Raw genomic sequence first — 17,553 nt, 5'->3', positions numbered from 1 at the left:
GGCTTTTTTATGCTCCGATCAGGTTCGGAGATCAGGCTCTGTTACGGACAGAGCAGGTTATTGTTGTAACTATCCAGAATGCCGGCCAGCGTATTGGCTTCTTGTGCCACTGTAGCATTAGGCCCTTTGGCTTTCTTCAGATAGTCACCGGTACCATCAAAGCCGATGCTTACCAGCAGCGCTTCAGCGGCCAGTTTGGCATCCATCAGTGCCGGGCAAGTACCCGCACCTGCTTCAATGTTAAGCTGAACAGCCATCAGCTGAGCCGCCATACCGTAGGCTGCATCACCGGCTTTCTTACGACCGTCACCGACTTCAGCAGGGTTGGCAACATCCCGTTTATCCAGGATATCCACGCCCACGGCACAGTCTTCGATCAGCATTTCCGGATGCAGTGCTACCGGCAGGAATTCATCCAGAACATCATAGTATTCCGGATCGGTCAGCCAGCGGTCATACTGGTTGCCCTTGCCGTCACAGCTGGTCCAGTTTTTCCAGAAACCGATGGTGCGGGCATTACCCCCTGGAGGCGGTGTGTTGTCCACATTGAAGCTTTCGGTTTCTGCCACACTCAGTGTGAAGTTGGCACATTCACCGATGTAGTCTTCGCCTACGCTCAGTGAGTACCAGATCAACGGGCCATCATTACTGCTGCCGGTTACCAGCCAGCCAGGCTGAACATCCAGCTCACAGAAGGCGTAGTCGCCCGGAAGCAGCTTCGCCATGCCCTCGACATCGACACAGAGATCCGGGTTCACACCCACTTCACAGCTGAAGCTGGCATAGCCGGTCACCGGATCGGTGGTGGCGCTTGCGACAACGGTGCTGCCACTGCGGATCTGGAAGTCAAAGGCCGGGTAGACACCATTCGGCGCAACTCCAGAGACCGTTTTCAGTACATCGGCCATACCGCGTTTGGTATTTTCGAAGGTACAGGTCACGGTTTCACCCGGTTGCAGGCTGATGCTGCTCGGATCACTGCCATCACTACAGTAGGCATCGGTGAGGTCCCAACCATTCGGTACGCTTTCAGAGACTGAATAGCCACCCGGTACCAGCGGAGCTGACATGTGCGGTGTGGTTTCATCGGCCAGTGAGAACGGATCAGCGTAGTCCGGGTTGAAATCGAACAACTGCGGATCCTGTGCCGGATCGGTCACCTTATCAACGATGATGTAACCGCGTTTGGTGTTCTCAAACGTACAGGTTACGGTTTCACCTGCTTGCAGGCTGATGCTGCTCGGGTCGCTGCCATCACTACAGTAGGCATCGGTCAGATCCCAGCCTTCCGGTACATCCTCAGACACTGAATAGCCTCCCGGAACCAGTGCTCCCGACATGTGCGGGTCGGTTTCATCGGCCAGTGAGAACGGGTCATCATAGTCCGGCAGGAAGTCGAACAGCTGCGGATCCTGTGCCGGATCGGTCACCTTATCAACGATGATGTAACCACGCTTGGTGTTCTCAAACGTACAGGTTACGGTTTCACCTGCTTGCAGGCTAATGCTGTCCGGGTCGCTGCCATCACTACAGTAGGCATCGGTCAGATCCCAGCCTTCCGGTACATTCTCAAACACTGAATAGACACCGGCATTCAGAGGTCCTGACACGTGCGGGTCGGTTTCATCAGCCAGTGAGAACGGGGCAGCGTAGTCCGGCAGGAAGTCGAACAGCTGCGGATCCTGTGCCGGGTCGGTCACCTTATCGACGATGATGAAGCTGTGGCGGGTGTTCTCGAAGAAACACTCGACCGTTTCAGCGTTATCGATGCTGACACTGATGGAAGCGGTGTCAAAGTCAACCGAGGTTTCACCGAAGATTGCGGTATCATCTTCACAGCGCAAGCCTGTCAGATCCCAGCCCGAAGGCACGATCTCGTTCAGGTTGTAGATACCTTCTTCAAGGCTCAGGAAGGTTGCCTGAGGTCCAGTGGTATCAACACCTTCAGACAGTGTCGCAATGCTGAACGGCGGCAGGCTGTCATCACCACTGACATAGTCAAAGCTGCCTATATCACCGATAGTGGTTTTGTAGATGATCAGGTTACCCGGCGCTGCCAGCTTGGTATTGGTGAACGTACATTCAACCGTTTCACCCGCCGCCAGCTCGATATTGGCGGTAAAGCCACCTGTGGTGCTGTCGCCACTGGGGTCATTACAGCTGATATCGGTCAGGCTGAACAGGCTCAGCACCGGATCCACCTCGCTGACATCATAGCTGCCCGGGGACAGATCAAGGAAGGTATGGGATACGCTGTCACCCGACAGGGCTGCTGGCCCGAAGCTCCAGGATTCAGCATCCAGCAAGGCATCCAGACTGCCGACGTTGCTGTCGAAGTCAAAGTTACCGGCCAGATTCAGCGCGTTGTTGCCTTCCACCACCTTCGTGATGATAAGAGCAGCCAGGCGAGTGTTCTCGAAGGTACAGAAGAACTCGTAGTCTGCACTTTCCGGCAGGTTGACCGTAAAGGTACAGAAGCCGCCTTCGAGGTTATTGGTTTCGCCATCGCTGACGCCTGTCAGTTCCCAACCATCGCGTGGCTGTTCGGTAATGGTGTATACACCTTCGAACAGATCCACCGGGAAGACGGCATCACCCGCTTCATTGGAGACTGCAAGTACACCACCGTCCAGTCCAGGACCAGTCAGCAGGAACTCGAAGCCTGCCGGACTTTCGCTTTCAGGTACAGTGACCTTGACTGCCTTGGCGCTGGCGGGTTCTGCTTCGTTGACGAAGTAGACATCACCACCACAAATCGGCAACAGGATACTGGCCTGCTGTTCGTCGTCCAGCACGAAACCATCACTGCCGCTCACTTCCACGACACGGTAGGTTTCATTCGGATCGAGGTTACCCAGGGTTACCTGGTTATTGAGCTCACCCGGGCCGAAGCCGATTTCCACATTGTCAGCGACCAGCTCGTCTTCACCTTCCATTACCTTGTAGACATCGAAGTAGAAGCTGGCGCTTTCGCCCTCATCCAGTTCAAGGTCGATGGATTTATGAATGGTCAGCTCAACCAGCGGATAATCCGCAAAGGTTACGCTAGCATTTTTCTGGGCGGTATAGCCATTGGACGCCAGCAGAGTTGCGGTATCCGGCAGCTCACCATTGCTGTCGCGCGGCTCGTCCAGATAGATGGTTTTGACGAATTCGACATAGCCATTACCACTTTGCTGCGAGGACTCCCAGGTCACCGGACCTGCGGTCATGCTGCCAAGTGTGTAGCCATCCGTGAAGCCGCCACTGCCATCAACCGAGTCAACCGAGAACATGTAGCCAAGACCGGTGATAGGCCCTTCCACATCGGTAATAACGGCGGTGGCATCCACCTCGTTACCACTGGGCTGAACATCAGCGGAGGCGGTCGCCTGGGTTTGACCCGGCACCTCGATTTCGCCAATTTTATAGGTGGCCGTCGCAACGTCATTCAGACCGAATACGGCTTCATCCACGTTCGGGATGGTATGGGTCAGGATCTTGACGGTTTCCCCTGCCGGTACCAGCACATCATTTTCTGATGCTGTATCCAGCAGCACTTCACCACCGCCCAGATTACCGTAGATCATGTCATCAATACTGACATGCACATCCAGGTGAGCCGGGTTGGTTGCGTAAATGTTCGTCACGACAGTGACCATGCCGGCTTCGCCCGGCAAACGCTCCCATTCAATGCGAATGGTGGTTTCTTCGGTCATCGGGTCATCACGCTCACAGCTGTTCTGGAATGACAGATCCGACGGAGTCGCCTCTTTTGTCAGGTTCCAGATGTACACAGTATCCTGCTGTGCGTTCATATCCTTATCCAATTCCTGCGGCAGGATATCGGCTACCGGCAGCTGAATACGTTTCTGACCGATGTTGGAGTTTTCAAAGTCCTCATTCCACAGGTTGGACTGCAGTGAGGAGCCACTGAACTCGCTGGCCCCCAGAGACAGGCGCTGTGCATAGTCGTAAACACAGGTTTCGTCTGCCGCCATGGTGGCTTCGATACGACGATAAATGGTTTCATGCGCACCACCGGCACCATCACCAGGTGGCGTGATACTTACGGGGCCGGATACAACCGCGTTACAGCTACCATCCGAAAGGGATGCATTCAATGTCAGTGCAGTGATGTCATCCCACCCGGTGGTGCTGGTGCTGTTGGGGGTGTAGTCCCCGGCGACGATGAAGTCGAACGTTTGAGCGCCGTTACCATTGTGAAGTGTCACTCGGTGCGGCACATAGTCCAACTCGTTCCATTGTTTACCCAGGTTACCGGTTACATAGCCCTCATCGGTACAGGTAAAGGTTGTTTGATCATAAGTTGCGCCGGTTTCCAGACGACAACCTTCCAAGGTAAAACCGATCTGCACCGGAAAAGCCGCTTGAGCACCCCAGGACATCAGCAGTGTCATTACTGCCAAGGGCAACCATAGCCACCTGCGCCAGGCATCGGTTTCAATTAGCTGGGACCACATGTCCCACCTCCTTCGGCTTGAGGCTTACGTTTTTAACCCCTTGCCGATTTGTTCCATCTCCTCGGTGTGTTCGGTGGCTGGCCAAGACTCCGGCGTACCTCTTTATGTGTGTAACCTTCAGCCCCCAACTGCTGTCCTGCTGATTGGCAGGAACTGCCAGCACACATCGACTTGATGAAGATAAGAGATTTGAGGCCAGGCCTCCCCCCTTACTGACCGGGCAGTGAGGTTCATTCCCTGCACAGCACGATCTGTTCTATCGCCAAAGCCGCTTGGTGTGCTGGTTAATACAAGGAACGTGCCAGAAAATTAACCTATTGATATATAAGGAATATTTCTTTTAAAGGCAGGTAGTAGTGATGTGGAATATACGGTCTTTTTGACAGATGAACTTCCACAAAATGGCTAACTCATTGAAAAAATTAAGCTTTTACCAATGTTCCTCAGCTGTAAGCGTGAAGTTACAAGGTTCCAGAAATAAAACAGGCCCGGGGTTACCGGGCCTTAGCTGAAAAACAAGGCTATTCGGACTGATCAAGCGCCCTTGGTGCCAAATCCAGTCCACGCAGTTTGTTCTGGTACTCCCGGGTGACCTGACGAGCATCTGCAGTATCCGTAACCGCCGTTGGTGTAATCATCACCACCAGTTCCGTGCGGCTTACACTCTTGCCTCGACTGCCAAACGCCCAGCCGACCAATGGAACATGGCGCAGATAGGGCGCGCCTTCACCACCATTGGTCTTGTTTTCCTTGATTAACCCGCCCAGCACCAGTGTTTCGCCGCTTTGCACGGCGACACTGGTATTAATTCTGCGTTGAATGATGGTGGGCGAATCAATATTGGAGCTGGTGGTTTCACCCGCGACATCATTCACCTCCTGAGTGATATCAAGTACCACCATGCCTCCGGAGTTTACGCGTGGGGTCACTTCCAGCAACACCCCGGTATCCCGATACTGAATGGTGCTGGTGGTATTGAGATCATCACTGGCCGTATTGGTAGTCGCGGAAGTACGGATAGGTACCTGATCACCAACACGAATTTCGGCCGTATGGTTATCCAGTACCATTAGCGAAGGTGAGGAGACAACATTCAGGCGAGAGTCCGAGGCCAGTATATCCAGCAGGGCTCGGGTTTCGCCGGATTTGAACACCTCGAAACTGGCACTGCCCAACAACTCTGAAGCACTCGGAAAGGAACCACTGCCAATGGTACCCACCCCTTGGCTGCTGCCATGGCTCGTTTTGAAGAACCAGTTCAGCCCATAGCGCAACTCATCTTCCAGCGTGACCTCCACAATCGTGGCTTCAACCAGCACTTGTAACGGCAGCACATCCAGCTTTTCAATTGCTCGGAACACCTTGTCGTAATCGGTCGGTGACGCCATGATCAACAAGGCATTATTTTCGGCATCAGCAATAATCTCCACTTCGCCTACATCCAGACTGGCCGGTGAAGCGCCCGACGATGCTGGCCTGACGCCCGGGGCTTCCTGCTCATCCCCTGAGTCAGAGGCTGGAGCGGGACTCAGCGGCTGCGATTGCCGGCTGCGGCGTTGCCCTTCGAACAGCTCGCTCAACATTTCACCAAGTCTTTCCGCACGTCCGTTTTGCACGTAATAGACATACATGCCCATGCCCTGGGCCCCTTCCGTTCTATCCAGACGACGAATCCAGGCGGCGGCATCCGACAGGTACTTTTTCTGTGGCGTAATAACCAGCAAGGCGTTCAAACGCTCAATGGGCAAGAAGTTCACCACACCAGCCAAGGGACCTTCTGCAGCATCGCCGAAAATCACATCCATCTCTGTCATCAGCTGCTCAGGATCGACCGACTGCAACCGAAACAGCCCCACCGACATCCCTTTCAACTGGTCGACATCAAATACCCGAATTGTCTCTTTCAGGTTAATCAGCTCCGCCTGGGTACCGGCCAGGGTGAGCATGTTGCGGCGAACATCCGCTTCCAGAATCCCCTGTTGAGGTTTCATCGGCTCCAGGATTTTGAGCATCTCCTGCGCGCCGATGTACTGCAGGGGCACAACCAGCATCTGATAGCCTCTATCAGCACTCAGGTTGGCTTTCAGGCTCACCGTACCGCCGTTGATACTGTCAATTGGCACCACTTCGTAAAAGTCCTGCTGATCCACCAGAGCAGCACCGTTGATTTGCAGCAGATGTTCCAGCGTCGGTATCAGCGCATCTCGGCTGATCGGACGCACCGTCTGCATATTGGCTACCCCGCGAACACGGTCATCCAGGATGTAGTTGACCCTCAGGATATCCCCCAGAATGGTTTTGACGATTTCGCCGATTTCGGCATCCTGGAAATTAAAGGTGATATCGCCGCTGACAGGCGCGACCTCGGAGCCTTCACTCAGGTCCACAAAATTGCCTGTACCGGTGTAATACTCCGCCGGAGGAGGTTGCTCAGGTGCCGTGGGGGACGCTTCACTGCTGAAACGGCCTTTATCCACGGTACTCGTTTGGACACCGCGCTGCTCCCGGATACGGCTGGCTACCGGGCGATCAGCCGCCGGGTCGCGCGCTTCATACCAGGGGCTATCAAGGGCATTGGGGTTACGTGTTTCATCCAGTGCGCAGGCACTTAGCCCCAGTATAAGAACCATCAAGAAAACCGGTTTAACACTATAGAAAGCGCGCCGGGGCTCTCTACCCATGAATCGACTACTCATTTGGCACCTCCCTGGGATCAGCTGAGTCCTGTGCAGTGGTTGCACTATCGGTATCTGTCCCGGAGTCTGTTGATTGGGGCGAGTCGCTGATCAAGGGGGCTGTATTTCGCGGCTCAAGCAGTTGAAGACGCACTTCATTGTCACCTGCAACCAGCACCACGCTGGTGTCATCTATTTCGCTCAGTACCCAGGCGTCATCCAGCGGCATACCGGTTTGCAATTGCCGATGCAGTACACCGTTACGTTGGCGAAACAGAGCGGTCATTTGTTCGCCCGTCAGGATCACGGCGGTTAGCTTCCATTGCTCCCGTAGCTCTCGTGCAGAGCTAACGGGCTGGTCGGCACTGGTGTCCTGCGACGGTGAGCGTGTTTCTGAAAACAGAGGCCGCTCAAGTATGCTGTCAAAGTCGGTTTTCGGGGGCAGCAGTGGCAGGCTCAGGGACAGGCCTGTGCCAGCCCCTTCAAGGCCATGTTCGTCGGCCCACACCAGGCCTGGCCTGCCTGCGCAGCACAATACGATTAACACCAGGGTCAAGGCTTTCACGGTTGCACCTCCTGGCCGGTATAACCGGTAAGATTCATGCGCAGGTCGAGATGATCTATACGCCCATTATTTCGGGATGCACGGGTATTGGCTGCCGCTCGTCGTGGATTGGCCAGGAGCGTAAGGTTATCGATAAACAACAGCGGCTGCCCCGACTCCAGCGTGTAGAGCAGATCCACCACCTCCCCCAGATCGCCGCGCAGATGTGCCTGGATGACAACCGTCTGTAACCCTTGCTCGGCGGGTTCGTTAATAATCTGAGTACTGACCACCTGTACCCCGCTGCTGCTGGCTCGTCCATGCAATAATTGTTGCAGGCTGGCAGCCGCCAGAGCCGAAGTACTTTCCTGCAGATACCAGGCTTCTGAGGGCACCTGCTGTTGCAAGGTTTCCAGCCGCTCCCGTTGCCCTGGCAAGGAATCAACCAGCCGTTCATAGACATCCCGGCGTTGCTCCAGCATGTCGATTTCATCGGCCACACTGAACCAGTGGATCCACAGCGGTAGCAACGCGACCCGGATAATCAGCAGGGTCAGAATGATCAACAAGCCAATGGCGAGCCAACGGCTTCGGCCCGGTGTAAGCGCCATCATGGTGCCTCCTCCCGCTCTATTTCTGCCTTCAGGCTAAATCGTTCCTTGCGCGAACGGGGGTTGATCGTGATCGGTGAGGTAAAACTGACATCACGCAAGAGCTCTGATGATTCCAGCGAACTGATTAAGGCTGAGGCATTGGACGATTCCCCCTGCACCTGCAGCTCCCGCCCCTTCAACTCCAACCGGTTAACCCAGGTGTTATCCGGCACCTGACGTGTCAGTTCATCGAGCAGCATTAGTACCGAGGGCTGTTGCTGTCGACGCTGAACCACAAAGCGCGCACTGCGCTCAAGCGCATCGGCTTCGCTGCGAACCTGCTCTGCCAGCTGGGCATCCTGCTGTAAGGGTGTGACCTGTTCTCGCAATCGCTGCAGGTGAAGCTGCTGCAGGTAGAAAAGGCCAGCAACGGTTGCCAGCACCAGGCATAGCAGCGCCAGCCTTCCTGCATAGCGGCGTTTGCGTGATGAAACGACCGAGGATTCCGGCATCAAATTAAGCTGATGCCGGAGCGATATATCATTCGCCAGCCTCTCCGGCACTATCCAGGCAGGCACCAGAGCACAGGTTTCCAGAGCATCAACCAGGCGTTGGCGCTGTTCATTGGGCATAACGAACAGCTCAACCTCAAGCGAACGGGCTGCTCGATCCCGGCCAAGCACTCGATAGCCAAAACTGGCCTGCTCCGGGGTAAAGGGGGTATGCCTGTCCAACTCGTATCCCAGTACAGTTGCCAGCCGCGGCTCGGTTGCAGCCGGCAACTGGATGACCTTGTGCAGTAACCCGGAATCCGGCAGTGTCACCAGCAAGCGCGTGTGCTGCCTGTCCTGTGACTGCCAGGTCGCTAATGTCGGGTCTTGGGTGATCTGGTCCAGGGCTATGCTTTGCGGTTGGCCCGCCACATCCACTTCCACCGCATTACCGGTGAACCTCAAGCGCCGTTCACGCCCTTGCAGGCGTTGACGCAAGCGAGCCGGTATCAGCTGCTCCAGCTCTCCGGCCCACCAGCGCCAGAAGCCCTTCATCGATTGAACAAGGTTGATGCCCGCCACCGGGCCGGAATGAGCCTTCATAGCCCCGCCTCCTGTTCGCTGAACACCTGTCTGGGAGGGGGCAGTGCGACTTCAGACTCCAATTCCAGCCGCGCACCACGGCGCTGCAAACGGACGGCTTTAAGAGCACGAGACCGGGCACCCAGCCGTGCTTCGGTATAGACAAGATAATGTACGCCCGTACGTCCGTTACCCACATAGGGCGCAGCATCAAAAGGCAGCTCCGGTACCGGCAGGCCATCGGCCCAGGCCTCTCGACGCTGTTCAATATAGGCTTCAACCACACCGGTGCTGGCGTTGGGCAACGCCATCAAAACGTCAAAGGGGGCCACTTGCGGATTAATGGTTCGGCTGCGTGTAACCAGTGTCAGGCTCGGCGACAAGCCTTGGAAGACAGGCTCTTCCATACCCAGCACCTGCCGCAGTTCTACCAGAGTCTGGAACGGTCGGTTGGCAGGCCCTTCTACACGACCTGCCGCCAGGTAATCATCCACCTCAGCACCATTCAGGCGCACCAGGTCATCGGGGTCCCGCCAGTCCTCTATGGCCGCAACCAGTGCCGCTCGCTGGCGACTATCGTTCATCAATGACGCCAGCAGCGCATCCAGCAGTTCTGTCGGGGCGCTGTTCAGATCGACTTTGCCGCTTTCATCAAACAACGCAGTTTTGATCTGCACACCGCCCAGCACCAGCTCACGCACATCACCATCGGCTAGCCAGCCACCACCGCCCGGCAACTGAATATGCCAAAGCGCCCAGCCAAGTCCGGCATCAGCCGCCATGGCTGCACGCACACCCTCTTCAGCATTGAGTGCCTGGCGACTGAAGCTGCGCCCTCCAACCGCAAGGCTGGTCGCTATCAGGCTAAGCAGAACCAGCACCCAGAGCACTATCACCAGGATGACACCGGCCTGAGAAGGGTTAAAAAGCCTGTCGACGCGTATCATATAGATACTCCTGCAGCCCCACCGCCAGCACAGGCCAGGCTTCGGCTGCCATTTCAGACTCAAACTCTATGTGCACCTCAACCAACCGGGGCAATACACTTTGCTCCACCCAGTCAGGCTGCTCGGCCAACCATCGATCCTGCTGCCCCCAGTAGACCAGCCGTACACTTGCATCCGAAAGCGGCAACAACTGATATTCACTCAACACCACCGGTTCAGACAGATCAGTGACACCCGGCTCGAACAGCCCGACCCAATCGACCGCCTCGCCGCTGGCAAAAGGTCGGGCCTGTAACATCAAGGCCGCAGGCTGATCGCTGGAAGCAGGTGCCTGGTAAAGGCGATACCAATTCGCCCCCGTTCTGCTGTTTGAACGAGAGGCCGGAGCAACAAAAATCAACTGGTCTACTTCCCCCTTGAACGCCAGTTGTACACGCCCCTCCTGATCACGTACACGGCGGTTCTGCGCCTGGCTGATCAAACGCCGCAGCACCTGCTGTAACTGGTAATGCTCGGCAACCTGTTGTTGACGCTGTTCGGCCGCCTCCCATATGCGCGAGGTGATACGCAGCCCACCGAATACCAGCAACATGACCAGTCCCATCAACACCAACGTGATGAGCAACTCCAGCAGGGTGAAGCCTCGCACTGTCCGCTTCATAATGACCGCCCCAACCGCAACGTACTGAGCACCAGGTGCTGCTGCTCGGCCCAATAAACGTGTAGATCAATTTGATAGGGAGTGACACGCAGTCTTTCAGCATCAGGTACCTGCTCTGCCGCTTGCAGAGGAAAAACATCCAGTTCCCAGCGATAACCAGGTATGGTCAGGTCGCCACGCAGCTGCCCCGGTTCAAGTTCGGCATTTGCCAGCACTCGATCCAGCTGGGATTGCGCCAGCATCAGCGCCAGCTGACGCTCACTGACCCGGTGAGTGCCTTCCAGCACCTGCGCATTAATGCGCAGGATCACACCCAGAACAGCTGCCAACACCACAAATGCGACCAGCACTTCCAGCAAGGTAAAGCCGGCGCTCAGTTGGCGAAACCTAGTCATGGATTCTCACCCTCCCGGTCAGTGCATCGACCTGAATCCGGTACTGTCTGGCAGCTTCGCCCTGTAACAGCAATATCCCGCCATTGCTGCTGCCATCGGCAAAGAACATCAACGCCTGGCTCTCAGAAACAGGGGTCATCAACACCGGCAGCTGGCCCGCATTGAGTTCCACCAGAACCTGATCAGGCCACTCCAGTGACAGTCGCGGGGTCACAAAGCGACGCTGCTCCGGCTCAAACCGCAAGACACGCACATCGGCGCGACTGACCGCTTCACTGCGCAGCTCCCGCAAGAGTGCAGTGGTGTGACGCGCAAACGCTTTCAGCTCACTGCCAGGCATCACCTGACTAACGTTGGGAGCAACCATGGTCAGCATCAGCGACGCAATCATCAGTACAACCAGCAGTTCCAGCAGTGTGAACCCCGGTTGCCGGGAGTTATTCCCAACTGACCACATCACGGTTCTCTCCCTCCCCCCCTGTACTGGCATCAGCGCCCAACGAATAAAGGTCGTAATCGCCATGCGTACCGGGGTATTCATAGACGTACTCATTACCCCAGGGATCCAGGCGCACCAGTTTCTTCTTCAGGTAAGGGCCATTCCAGTTGCTGACACCGGAAGGCTTCTTGATCAACGCCTCCAGGCCTTCGTCGTTGCTCGGGTAACGCCCCACTTCCAGCCGGTACAAATCCAGTGCAGCCCCCAGCTCCGATATTTGCAGAGCGGCAGTCTGGCTTTTGGAACTGCCAACATGCCGCAGCACCTGAGGACCGACCAGGCTGGCCAACAGCCCGAGAATCACCAGTACAACGAGCAGCTCAAGCAGAGTGAAGCCCTTGTGTTCTGGCCGATAAACGGCAATTTTCGGCTTCATGGTGTCTCCTTGCCTTACAAAGGCAATTGATTGATCGACATGATCGCCACCAGAATCGACATAATGATGCCGGCAATCAGCACGCCGAGTCCGACAATCAGAATGGGTTCCAGTAGCGTTAACAGACGCTGCAGCAATGTGCTCACCTGACGGTCGTAACGCTCCGCCACCTTGAGCAATGCCAAATCCAGCTGGCCGGTTTCTTCACCGACCTGAATCATCTGCATCGCCATTACCGGGAAACAACCGGACTGTTGCAGTTGATCCGCCAACCGTCGCCCGGCCTTGACGTCTTCGGTCACTTCCTCAATCACCGTGACAAACGCGGCGTTGGTCAGCGTACCTCTTGCCAGCTGAAGTGCCGGCACCAGTGCAACTCCGCCTTTGAGCAAAGTGCCCAGACTGCGGCAAAACCGAGCGGTTTCAACGCCCTGCAGCAGCTCTCCCAATAGTGGCCAACGCAACAGGGCGGAATCCCAACTCAGGCGCAACTCCGGTCGCTGCAGCTGACGTCGCAGCCCAAGCCATAGCAAAACCAGGATAAGCAGGAACCAGGGACCAAAGTCCCTCACCCATTCAGCGCTGGTAACCACCACCCGTGTCGATAGCGGAAGGGCTTCCCCCATATCGGCAAACAGCTGCTCAAATTGGGGAATGACATAAACCATGATGATGGTGAGCGAGAACAGTGCGACGACAAACAGAATGGCGGGGTAGATCAGTGCCGAGGTCAGCTGCTCCCGCAGTGCTCGATTGCGCTCAAGATAGTTGGCCGCGTCGCTCAACCCCTCAGCCAGGCTGCCCGCACTTTCGGCCGCCTGAATCATGCTGATATAGAAAGGAGAAAAGAGGCCACCCTGCTGCCGCAAAGCTACAGACAGGGACTGACCACGCTGCACACTGTCTTGAATGCGCTTGAGAACCGCTTTTTGTTCTTCATCCCCGGTGGCGTTGCCCATGATGTGCAAGGCACGATCAAGTGAAATACCGGCACGCATCAGTTCTGCCAACTCTTGTGAGAACTGCTGAACCCGTTGCAAACGGTTGCGGGGACCACGCAGGCCGCTCAAGCCGATGTTTGCCCGGGCCTGATCAACCTGAACGGGTATCAACCCGCTCTGCTGCAACTGGCGAACCACCGCTTCGCTACTGCTGGCATCCAACTCGCCCTTACGTTCTTCTCCGCTGGGGGTCAGTGCAAAATATACATAGGTCGCCATAGCTCAGTCCTCCTGCGTAACACGCAGCACCTCGTCCATGTTGGTCAGCCCGGCCAGCGCCTTGCGGCAACCATCTTCATACATGCTGACCATACCGGCCTGACGGGCGGCTTGCTGGATACGCCCGGAATCGGCATGGTCCAGAATCAGGCGACGAATGTTGTCATCCACCGGCAGCAATTCGTGAATCACCAGGCGCCCTTTAAAACCGGCCCCGCCACAGTGTTCACAGCCCGGGGCATGCCAGAGCTTTGCCCTGTTTTCATCGGGCAGACCCAACTCACGAATCAGTTCCGGCAAGGGTGTATAAGCCTGGCGGCACTCAGGACAAAGACGTCGCACCAGCCGCTGGGCCAATACCGCATGCAGGGTTGAGGTCAGCAGGTAGTCTTCGACTCCCATTTCCAGTAATCGTGTTACGCTGGTTGCCGCATCGTTGGTGTGCAAGGTAGAGAGCACAAGATGCCCTGTCAGAGCCGACTGGACACAGATACGCGCCGTTTCCAGGTCACGCATTTCACCCACCATAATCACATCAGGGTCCTGGCGCACAATGGATCGCAACGCATTGGCGAAACTGAGCCCGATGCTGCTTTTCACCTGAATCTGGTTGATGCCCGGCAACTGGTACTCCACCGGATCCTCCACCGTAATCAGCTTGCGCACCTGAGTATTGAGCTGGCGCAGCGCGGTATACAAGGTGGTGGTTTTACCGCTGCCGGTTGGCCCCGTCACCAGAATCATCCCGTGTGGAATCGCCAACAAACGGTCCAGCTGTTCCCGGCAGGTGTCGGTAAATCCAAGACTGGCAAAATCAAAACTGATGCTGTCACGATTGAGTAGACGCAGTACCACGCTCTCCCCAAACATGGTGGGAACGGTTGAGACACGAATATCCAGCTCCTTGCCCTGCACCCTGATCTCGATACGGCCGTCCTGAGGCAGACGGCGCTCGGCAATATTGAGCCGTGCCATGATTTTCAAACGTGAGATCACCGCTGACGACAGCTGCACCGGCGGTGCTTCCTCTTCGCTGAGCACACCGTCAATGCGATAGCGTACTTTCAACTGGTTTTCGAAGGGTTCAATGTGGATATCAGAAGCCCTGGCATCCACGGCGCGCTGAATAATGAGGTTCACCAGACGAATAACCGGCGCGCCACTGGCCATGTCCATAAGGGCTTCGACACTTTCCTCCTGATCTTCCGCCGCATTGACGTCTGCCAGGATATCGCCCATCTGGCTTTGGCCTTCGCCATGAAGCTGATCCAGCACCTGTACAATCTCAGAGCCTACAGCCACCTCGACGGCAACCTGCTTCTGTATCGCCATTTCAACGGCATTGATCAGGTAGGTGTTGAACGGGTCTGCCATCGCCAGTGATTGCGAGCTGTCATCAGCAGCAAGCAGCATGAGCTGGTTTTCACGCATGAAACGCAGAGAAAGGTTGGAACCTGTTTCACAACGGCTTACAAGCTCTTCAGGTGTCAGCAGGGGGGACTCCAATGCATCCGCCAGAGCCGTTGCCATATCACGCTCGGACACTAGGCCAAGACGCACCAGCAGGCCGGGCCAGGATTCGGGCTCGTTTCGGCCCGCACGCATCCTCGAGACCCGTTCCAGGTCAGGCTCGGAGAGCAGTCCACGACGGACCAGCTCGGAAAGAAAGGCCTCCTCAGGATCCAGTGGCTGGGAAGGTGAAAGCTCACTCATTTCATCCCTCCTCGCCTGCAGGAACAGGCTCAGGGCATGAAGAAAGTACCAACTTGCCTTGTACAGTACACCACTGCCGTGTTGATCTGGGGGCCGGAATCAGACACGCCGACTACCCTATAACTGTAGTCGGAAATAGAGTTTCCATAGCATCCGAACTGTATATTTTTTAAACGCCCCATAAACTCCGAGAAAATGTAAACCCAACTTTACAGCTGCTTCTCAAGTGCGTGTCCAAGCACTGAACGGCGCTGGATTTCTAACCACCCTCCGGGTGAACGCTATAGATTCAGTCGTATATGACCAATTGATACCAGCGGATCTAGAAATCACTGCATCACATGCCGCCGACAACAGCAGTGTGATGTTCCAGGTGAAGAAAGAGTTGAGCCCGAGCATTGCGCTCTGGGCTGAAACCGGCCAGTACGACAACAGCGACGACAACATCGCACTGGGTGTTAACCTGAAGTTCTAAAGCATCGCAAACGGAGGGTGCCGCCTCTCCCCTTCAGGCGGCACCTTTTCAACCCTGGCGGTACAGCATTTCCGGCAGGAACAGCGCAATCTGAGCAACGAAAACAATCATCGCCAGACGTACGATGTCCGCACACCAGAACGGTGTGACTCCCTTGAAAATAGTCCCTGTTTTGACATCGCGCAGCACCGCACTGAGTACAAATACGTTCATACCCACTGGCGGTGTGATCAAACTGATCTCGGTCACGACTACGACGACTATACCGAACCACACCAGATCAAAGCCCAGGCTCGCTACCAGCGGGTAGAACACCGGCACGGTCAGCAGCATCATCGACAGGCTCTCGAACACCATGCCCAGCACGATGTAGATCGCCAGAATCGCCAGGATCACCACGATCGGCGCCACGTCCATGGCGGTGACCATCTCCAGCAGCATATCCGGCAGACCGGCACGGTTGATGAAGTCGGAGAAGATCAGGGCACCGATTACCACTGCAAACAGCATGGCCGAGGTACGGGCGGTATCCGCCAGCGTCTCGAACAGGTTGCGCAGGGTCATGCGGCCACGGAACAGGGTAATCAGGAAGGCACCGCCGGCACCGATACCCGCCGCTTCGGTCGGGGTGAAGATACCCAGGTAGATACCGCCCATGACGATGGTAAACAGCAGCAGCACACCCCAAACCCCTTTCATGGTTTGCAGGCGTTCCGGCCATTCAGTCTTCTCGCCAGCCGGGCCCGCGCTCGGATCACGCCAGACCACGTAACGAACCGCCACCAGGTACAGGATGATGCCCAGGATGCCCGGAATGAAGCCCGCCGCGAACAGTTCACGGATGGAGGATTCGGTCAGCAGGCCGTAGATCACCAGGATGACGCTGGGCGGAATCAGGATACCCAGAGTACCACCGGCGGCGATGGACGCCGTGGCCAGAGAGTCGGCATAGCCGTACTTGCGCATCGGCGGCATGGCCACTTTGGACATGGTCGCAGAGGTCGCCAGGCTGGAGCCACAGATGGCAGAGAAACCGCCACAGGCGACAACGGTTGCCATGGACAGGCCGCCCTTGCGGTGGCCCAGAAAGGCGTTGGAGACGGCGTACAGCTCATGGGACAGGCCGGAGCGCGTCACCAGGTTGCCCATGAGGATAAACAGCGGAATCACCGACAGGCTGTATTCCTGTACGGTGTCGATCACGCGGTTGGAGGCCATCGACAACGGCCCCGTCCAGCGGAAGCTGTCCAAGTTGTCGAAGCCCAGACCACTGAGAATGGCAAAGCCGAAGAAACCGACGATACCCATGGCGAATGCGATCGGCATTCGCACCACAATGATCAGAAACAGGAGAGCGGCAAAGCCGATCAGAATAACGGACATAAGGAGATACCGCCTCGGTTAGTCTTTACTCTGGAACAGGATGCGGTAGACACCATAGGTGATCATACCCGCCGCTGTAGCCCAGCTCATGATCGCGATGTACTGCACGATGTATCCTGTGGGCATCGCCAGAAACTCGGTCACCACGCCACGACGAATGGAGCGTTCACCCAGTTCGAAGATGCGCAGCGCCAGGAAGTACAGCGAGGTGGACATCACCAGCGCGGCAAACAGCGACAGCGCCTTGACGACCTTGGAGCCCAGGAATCGGTCCAGCAGATCAACCACGATATGACCGCCGCGCCAGGTGATCACCGGCATGGCCGCAAATACCATCACCGCCAGACCGATCTCGGTCAGCTCGGTGCCGCCATGCAGCGGACTGTTGAAGAGGTAACGCCCAACCACGTCGACACAGGTCAACGCCATCAGGGTAAACAGCACTAATGAAGATACAGCCTCGAGAAAAAAGGCCAGCCACTTGGCCGGCCCCTTCTCGTCATAATGTTCATTAAGCCAGGCGGCAAATGACATGC

At 56.3% G+C, this 17,553-nt stretch carries 15 protein-coding genes; 1 reads left to right on the top strand and 14 read right to left on the bottom strand.

Annotation, left to right across the window (positions count from 1 at the left end; genetic code table 11):
* Positions 1-41: 41 nt before the first annotated feature.
* The 12 genes from O3C79_RS07400 to gspE all read right to left on the bottom strand — a co-directional run bounded on the left by O3C79_RS07400 (position 42) and on the right by gspE (position 15,159).
* On the bottom strand, positions 42-4,463 hold the full coding sequence (locus O3C79_RS07400; protein WP_494385408.1) for a prealbumin-like fold domain-containing protein: 4,422 nt from the start codon (positions 4,461-4,463) through the stop codon (positions 42-44).
* A gap of 521 nt (positions 4,464-4,984) precedes the next feature.
* Positions 4,985-7,093: a type II secretion system secretin GspD gene (gene gspD, locus O3C79_RS07395; RefSeq protein ID WP_494385407.1), complete on the bottom strand. Its 2,109-nt coding sequence runs from the start codon at positions 7,091-7,093 to the stop codon at positions 4,985-4,987.
* A 58-nt stretch (positions 7,094-7,151) separates the two neighbouring features.
* Entirely contained in the window at positions 7,152-7,703 is a 552-nt protein-coding gene (locus O3C79_RS07390; RefSeq protein ID WP_494385406.1) for a hypothetical protein, read from the bottom strand.
* Entirely contained in the window at positions 7,700-8,296 is a 597-nt protein-coding gene (gspM, locus tag O3C79_RS07385) for a type II secretion system protein GspM (RefSeq protein WP_494385405.1), read from the bottom strand. The genes O3C79_RS07390 and gspM overlap by 4 nt, the downstream gene beginning before the upstream one ends.
* The gene (locus O3C79_RS07380; RefSeq protein ID WP_494385404.1) at positions 8,293-9,369 is read right to left on the bottom strand and encodes a PilN domain-containing protein; all 1,077 of its coding nucleotides are present in this window, start codon (positions 9,367-9,369) and stop codon (positions 8,293-8,295) included. The genes gspM and O3C79_RS07380 overlap by 4 nt, the downstream gene beginning before the upstream one ends.
* Entirely contained in the window at positions 9,366-10,295 is a 930-nt protein-coding gene (locus tag O3C79_RS07375; protein ID WP_494385403.1) for a type II secretion system minor pseudopilin, read from the bottom strand. The genes O3C79_RS07380 and O3C79_RS07375 overlap by 4 nt, the downstream gene beginning before the upstream one ends.
* On the bottom strand, positions 10,270-10,956 hold the full coding sequence (locus O3C79_RS07370; RefSeq protein ID WP_494385402.1) for a prepilin-type N-terminal cleavage/methylation domain-containing protein: 687 nt from the start codon (positions 10,954-10,956) through the stop codon (positions 10,270-10,272). Before O3C79_RS07370 ends, O3C79_RS07375 begins: the two co-directional genes overlap by 26 nt.
* A complete protein-coding gene (locus tag O3C79_RS07365) occupies positions 10,953-11,351 on the bottom strand; it encodes a type IV pilus modification PilV family protein (RefSeq protein ID WP_494385401.1) in 399 nt (132 codons plus the stop codon). The genes O3C79_RS07370 and O3C79_RS07365 overlap by 4 nt, the downstream gene beginning before the upstream one ends.
* Positions 11,344-11,808 carry a prepilin-type N-terminal cleavage/methylation domain-containing protein gene (locus O3C79_RS07360; RefSeq protein WP_494385400.1) on the bottom strand — a complete coding sequence of 155 codons (465 nt, stop codon included), beginning with the start codon at positions 11,806-11,808 and terminating at the stop codon, positions 11,344-11,346. Before O3C79_RS07360 ends, O3C79_RS07365 begins: the two co-directional genes overlap by 8 nt.
* Complete coding sequence (gene gspG / locus O3C79_RS07355) at positions 11,789-12,226, bottom strand: type II secretion system major pseudopilin GspG (RefSeq protein WP_494385399.1); 438 nt, start codon at positions 12,224-12,226, stop codon at positions 11,789-11,791. The genes O3C79_RS07360 and gspG overlap by 20 nt, the downstream gene beginning before the upstream one ends.
* A gap of 14 nt (positions 12,227-12,240) precedes the next feature.
* Entirely contained in the window at positions 12,241-13,446 is a 1,206-nt protein-coding gene (locus O3C79_RS07350; RefSeq protein ID WP_494385398.1) for a type II secretion system F family protein, read from the bottom strand.
* 3 nt (positions 13,447-13,449) lie between these two features.
* Positions 13,450-15,159 carry a type II secretion system ATPase GspE gene (gene gspE / locus O3C79_RS07345; protein WP_494385397.1) on the bottom strand — a complete coding sequence of 570 codons (1,710 nt, stop codon included), beginning with the start codon at positions 15,157-15,159 and terminating at the stop codon, positions 13,450-13,452.
* 274 nt (positions 15,160-15,433) lie between these two features.
* On the opposite strand from gspE, the gene O3C79_RS07340 reads away from it, so the two are divergent.
* Positions 15,434-15,634: a hypothetical protein gene (locus O3C79_RS07340; protein ID WP_494385396.1), complete on the top strand. Its 201-nt coding sequence runs from the start codon at positions 15,434-15,436 to the stop codon at positions 15,632-15,634.
* Positions 15,635-15,682: 48 nt separating this feature from the next.
* On the opposite strand, the gene O3C79_RS07335 is transcribed toward O3C79_RS07340, so the two are convergent.
* Together O3C79_RS07335 and O3C79_RS07330 are read right to left on the bottom strand one after the other, a co-directional pair.
* Complete coding sequence (locus O3C79_RS07335) at positions 15,683-17,017, bottom strand: TRAP transporter large permease (protein ID WP_494385395.1); 1,335 nt, start codon at positions 17,015-17,017, stop codon at positions 15,683-15,685.
* Between the two features lie 18 nt (positions 17,018-17,035).
* The gene (locus tag O3C79_RS07330; protein ID WP_494385394.1) at positions 17,036-17,551 is read right to left on the bottom strand and encodes a TRAP transporter small permease; all 516 of its coding nucleotides are present in this window, start codon (positions 17,549-17,551) and stop codon (positions 17,036-17,038) included.
* Positions 17,552-17,553 lie beyond the last annotated feature (2 nt).

This window comes from Marinobacterium sp. NO-S09 (assembly GCF_059179545.1).
This window is presented reverse-complemented; position numbering and strand designations above follow the sequence as displayed.

Bases quoted from the DNA above. Each gene is read 5' to 3' on its own strand.
- O3C79_RS07400 (WP_494385408.1), bottom strand. From the start codon at position 4,463: ATGTGGTCCCAGCTAATTGAAACCGATGCCTGGCGCAGGTGGCTATGG.
- gspD (WP_494385407.1), bottom strand. From the start codon at position 7,093: ATGGTTCTTATACTGGGGCTAAGTGCCTGCGCACTGGATGAAACACGT.
- gspM (WP_494385405.1), bottom strand. From the start codon at position 8,296: ATGATGGCGCTTACACCGGGCCGAAGCCGTTGGCTCGCCATTGGCTTG.
- O3C79_RS07380 (WP_494385404.1), bottom strand. From the start codon at position 9,369: ATGAAGGCTCATTCCGGCCCGGTGGCGGGCATCAACCTTGTTCAATCG.
- O3C79_RS07375 (WP_494385403.1), bottom strand. From the start codon at position 10,295: ATGATACGCGTCGACAGGCTTTTTAACCCTTCTCAGGCCGGTGTCATC.
- O3C79_RS07370 (WP_494385402.1), bottom strand. From the start codon at position 10,956: ATGAAGCGGACAGTGCGAGGCTTCACCCTGCTGGAGTTGCTCATCACG.
- O3C79_RS07365 (WP_494385401.1), bottom strand. From the start codon at position 11,351: ATGACTAGGTTTCGCCAACTGAGCGCCGGCTTTACCTTGCTGGAAGTG.
- O3C79_RS07360 (WP_494385400.1), bottom strand. From the start codon at position 11,808: ATGTGGTCAGTTGGGAATAACTCCCGGCAACCGGGGTTCACACTGCTG.
- gspG (WP_494385399.1), bottom strand. From the start codon at position 12,226: ATGAAGCCGAAAATTGCCGTTTATCGGCCAGAACACAAGGGCTTCACT.
- O3C79_RS07350 (WP_494385398.1), bottom strand. From the start codon at position 13,446: ATGGCGACCTATGTATATTTTGCACTGACCCCCAGCGGAGAAGAACGT.
- gspE (WP_494385397.1), bottom strand. From the start codon at position 15,159: ATGAGTGAGCTTTCACCTTCCCAGCCACTGGATCCTGAGGAGGCCTTT.
- O3C79_RS07335 (WP_494385395.1), bottom strand. From the start codon at position 17,017: ATGTCCGTTATTCTGATCGGCTTTGCCGCTCTCCTGTTTCTGATCATT.
- O3C79_RS07330 (WP_494385394.1), bottom strand. From the start codon at position 17,551: ATGTCATTTGCCGCCTGGCTTAATGAACATTATGACGAGAAGGGGCCG.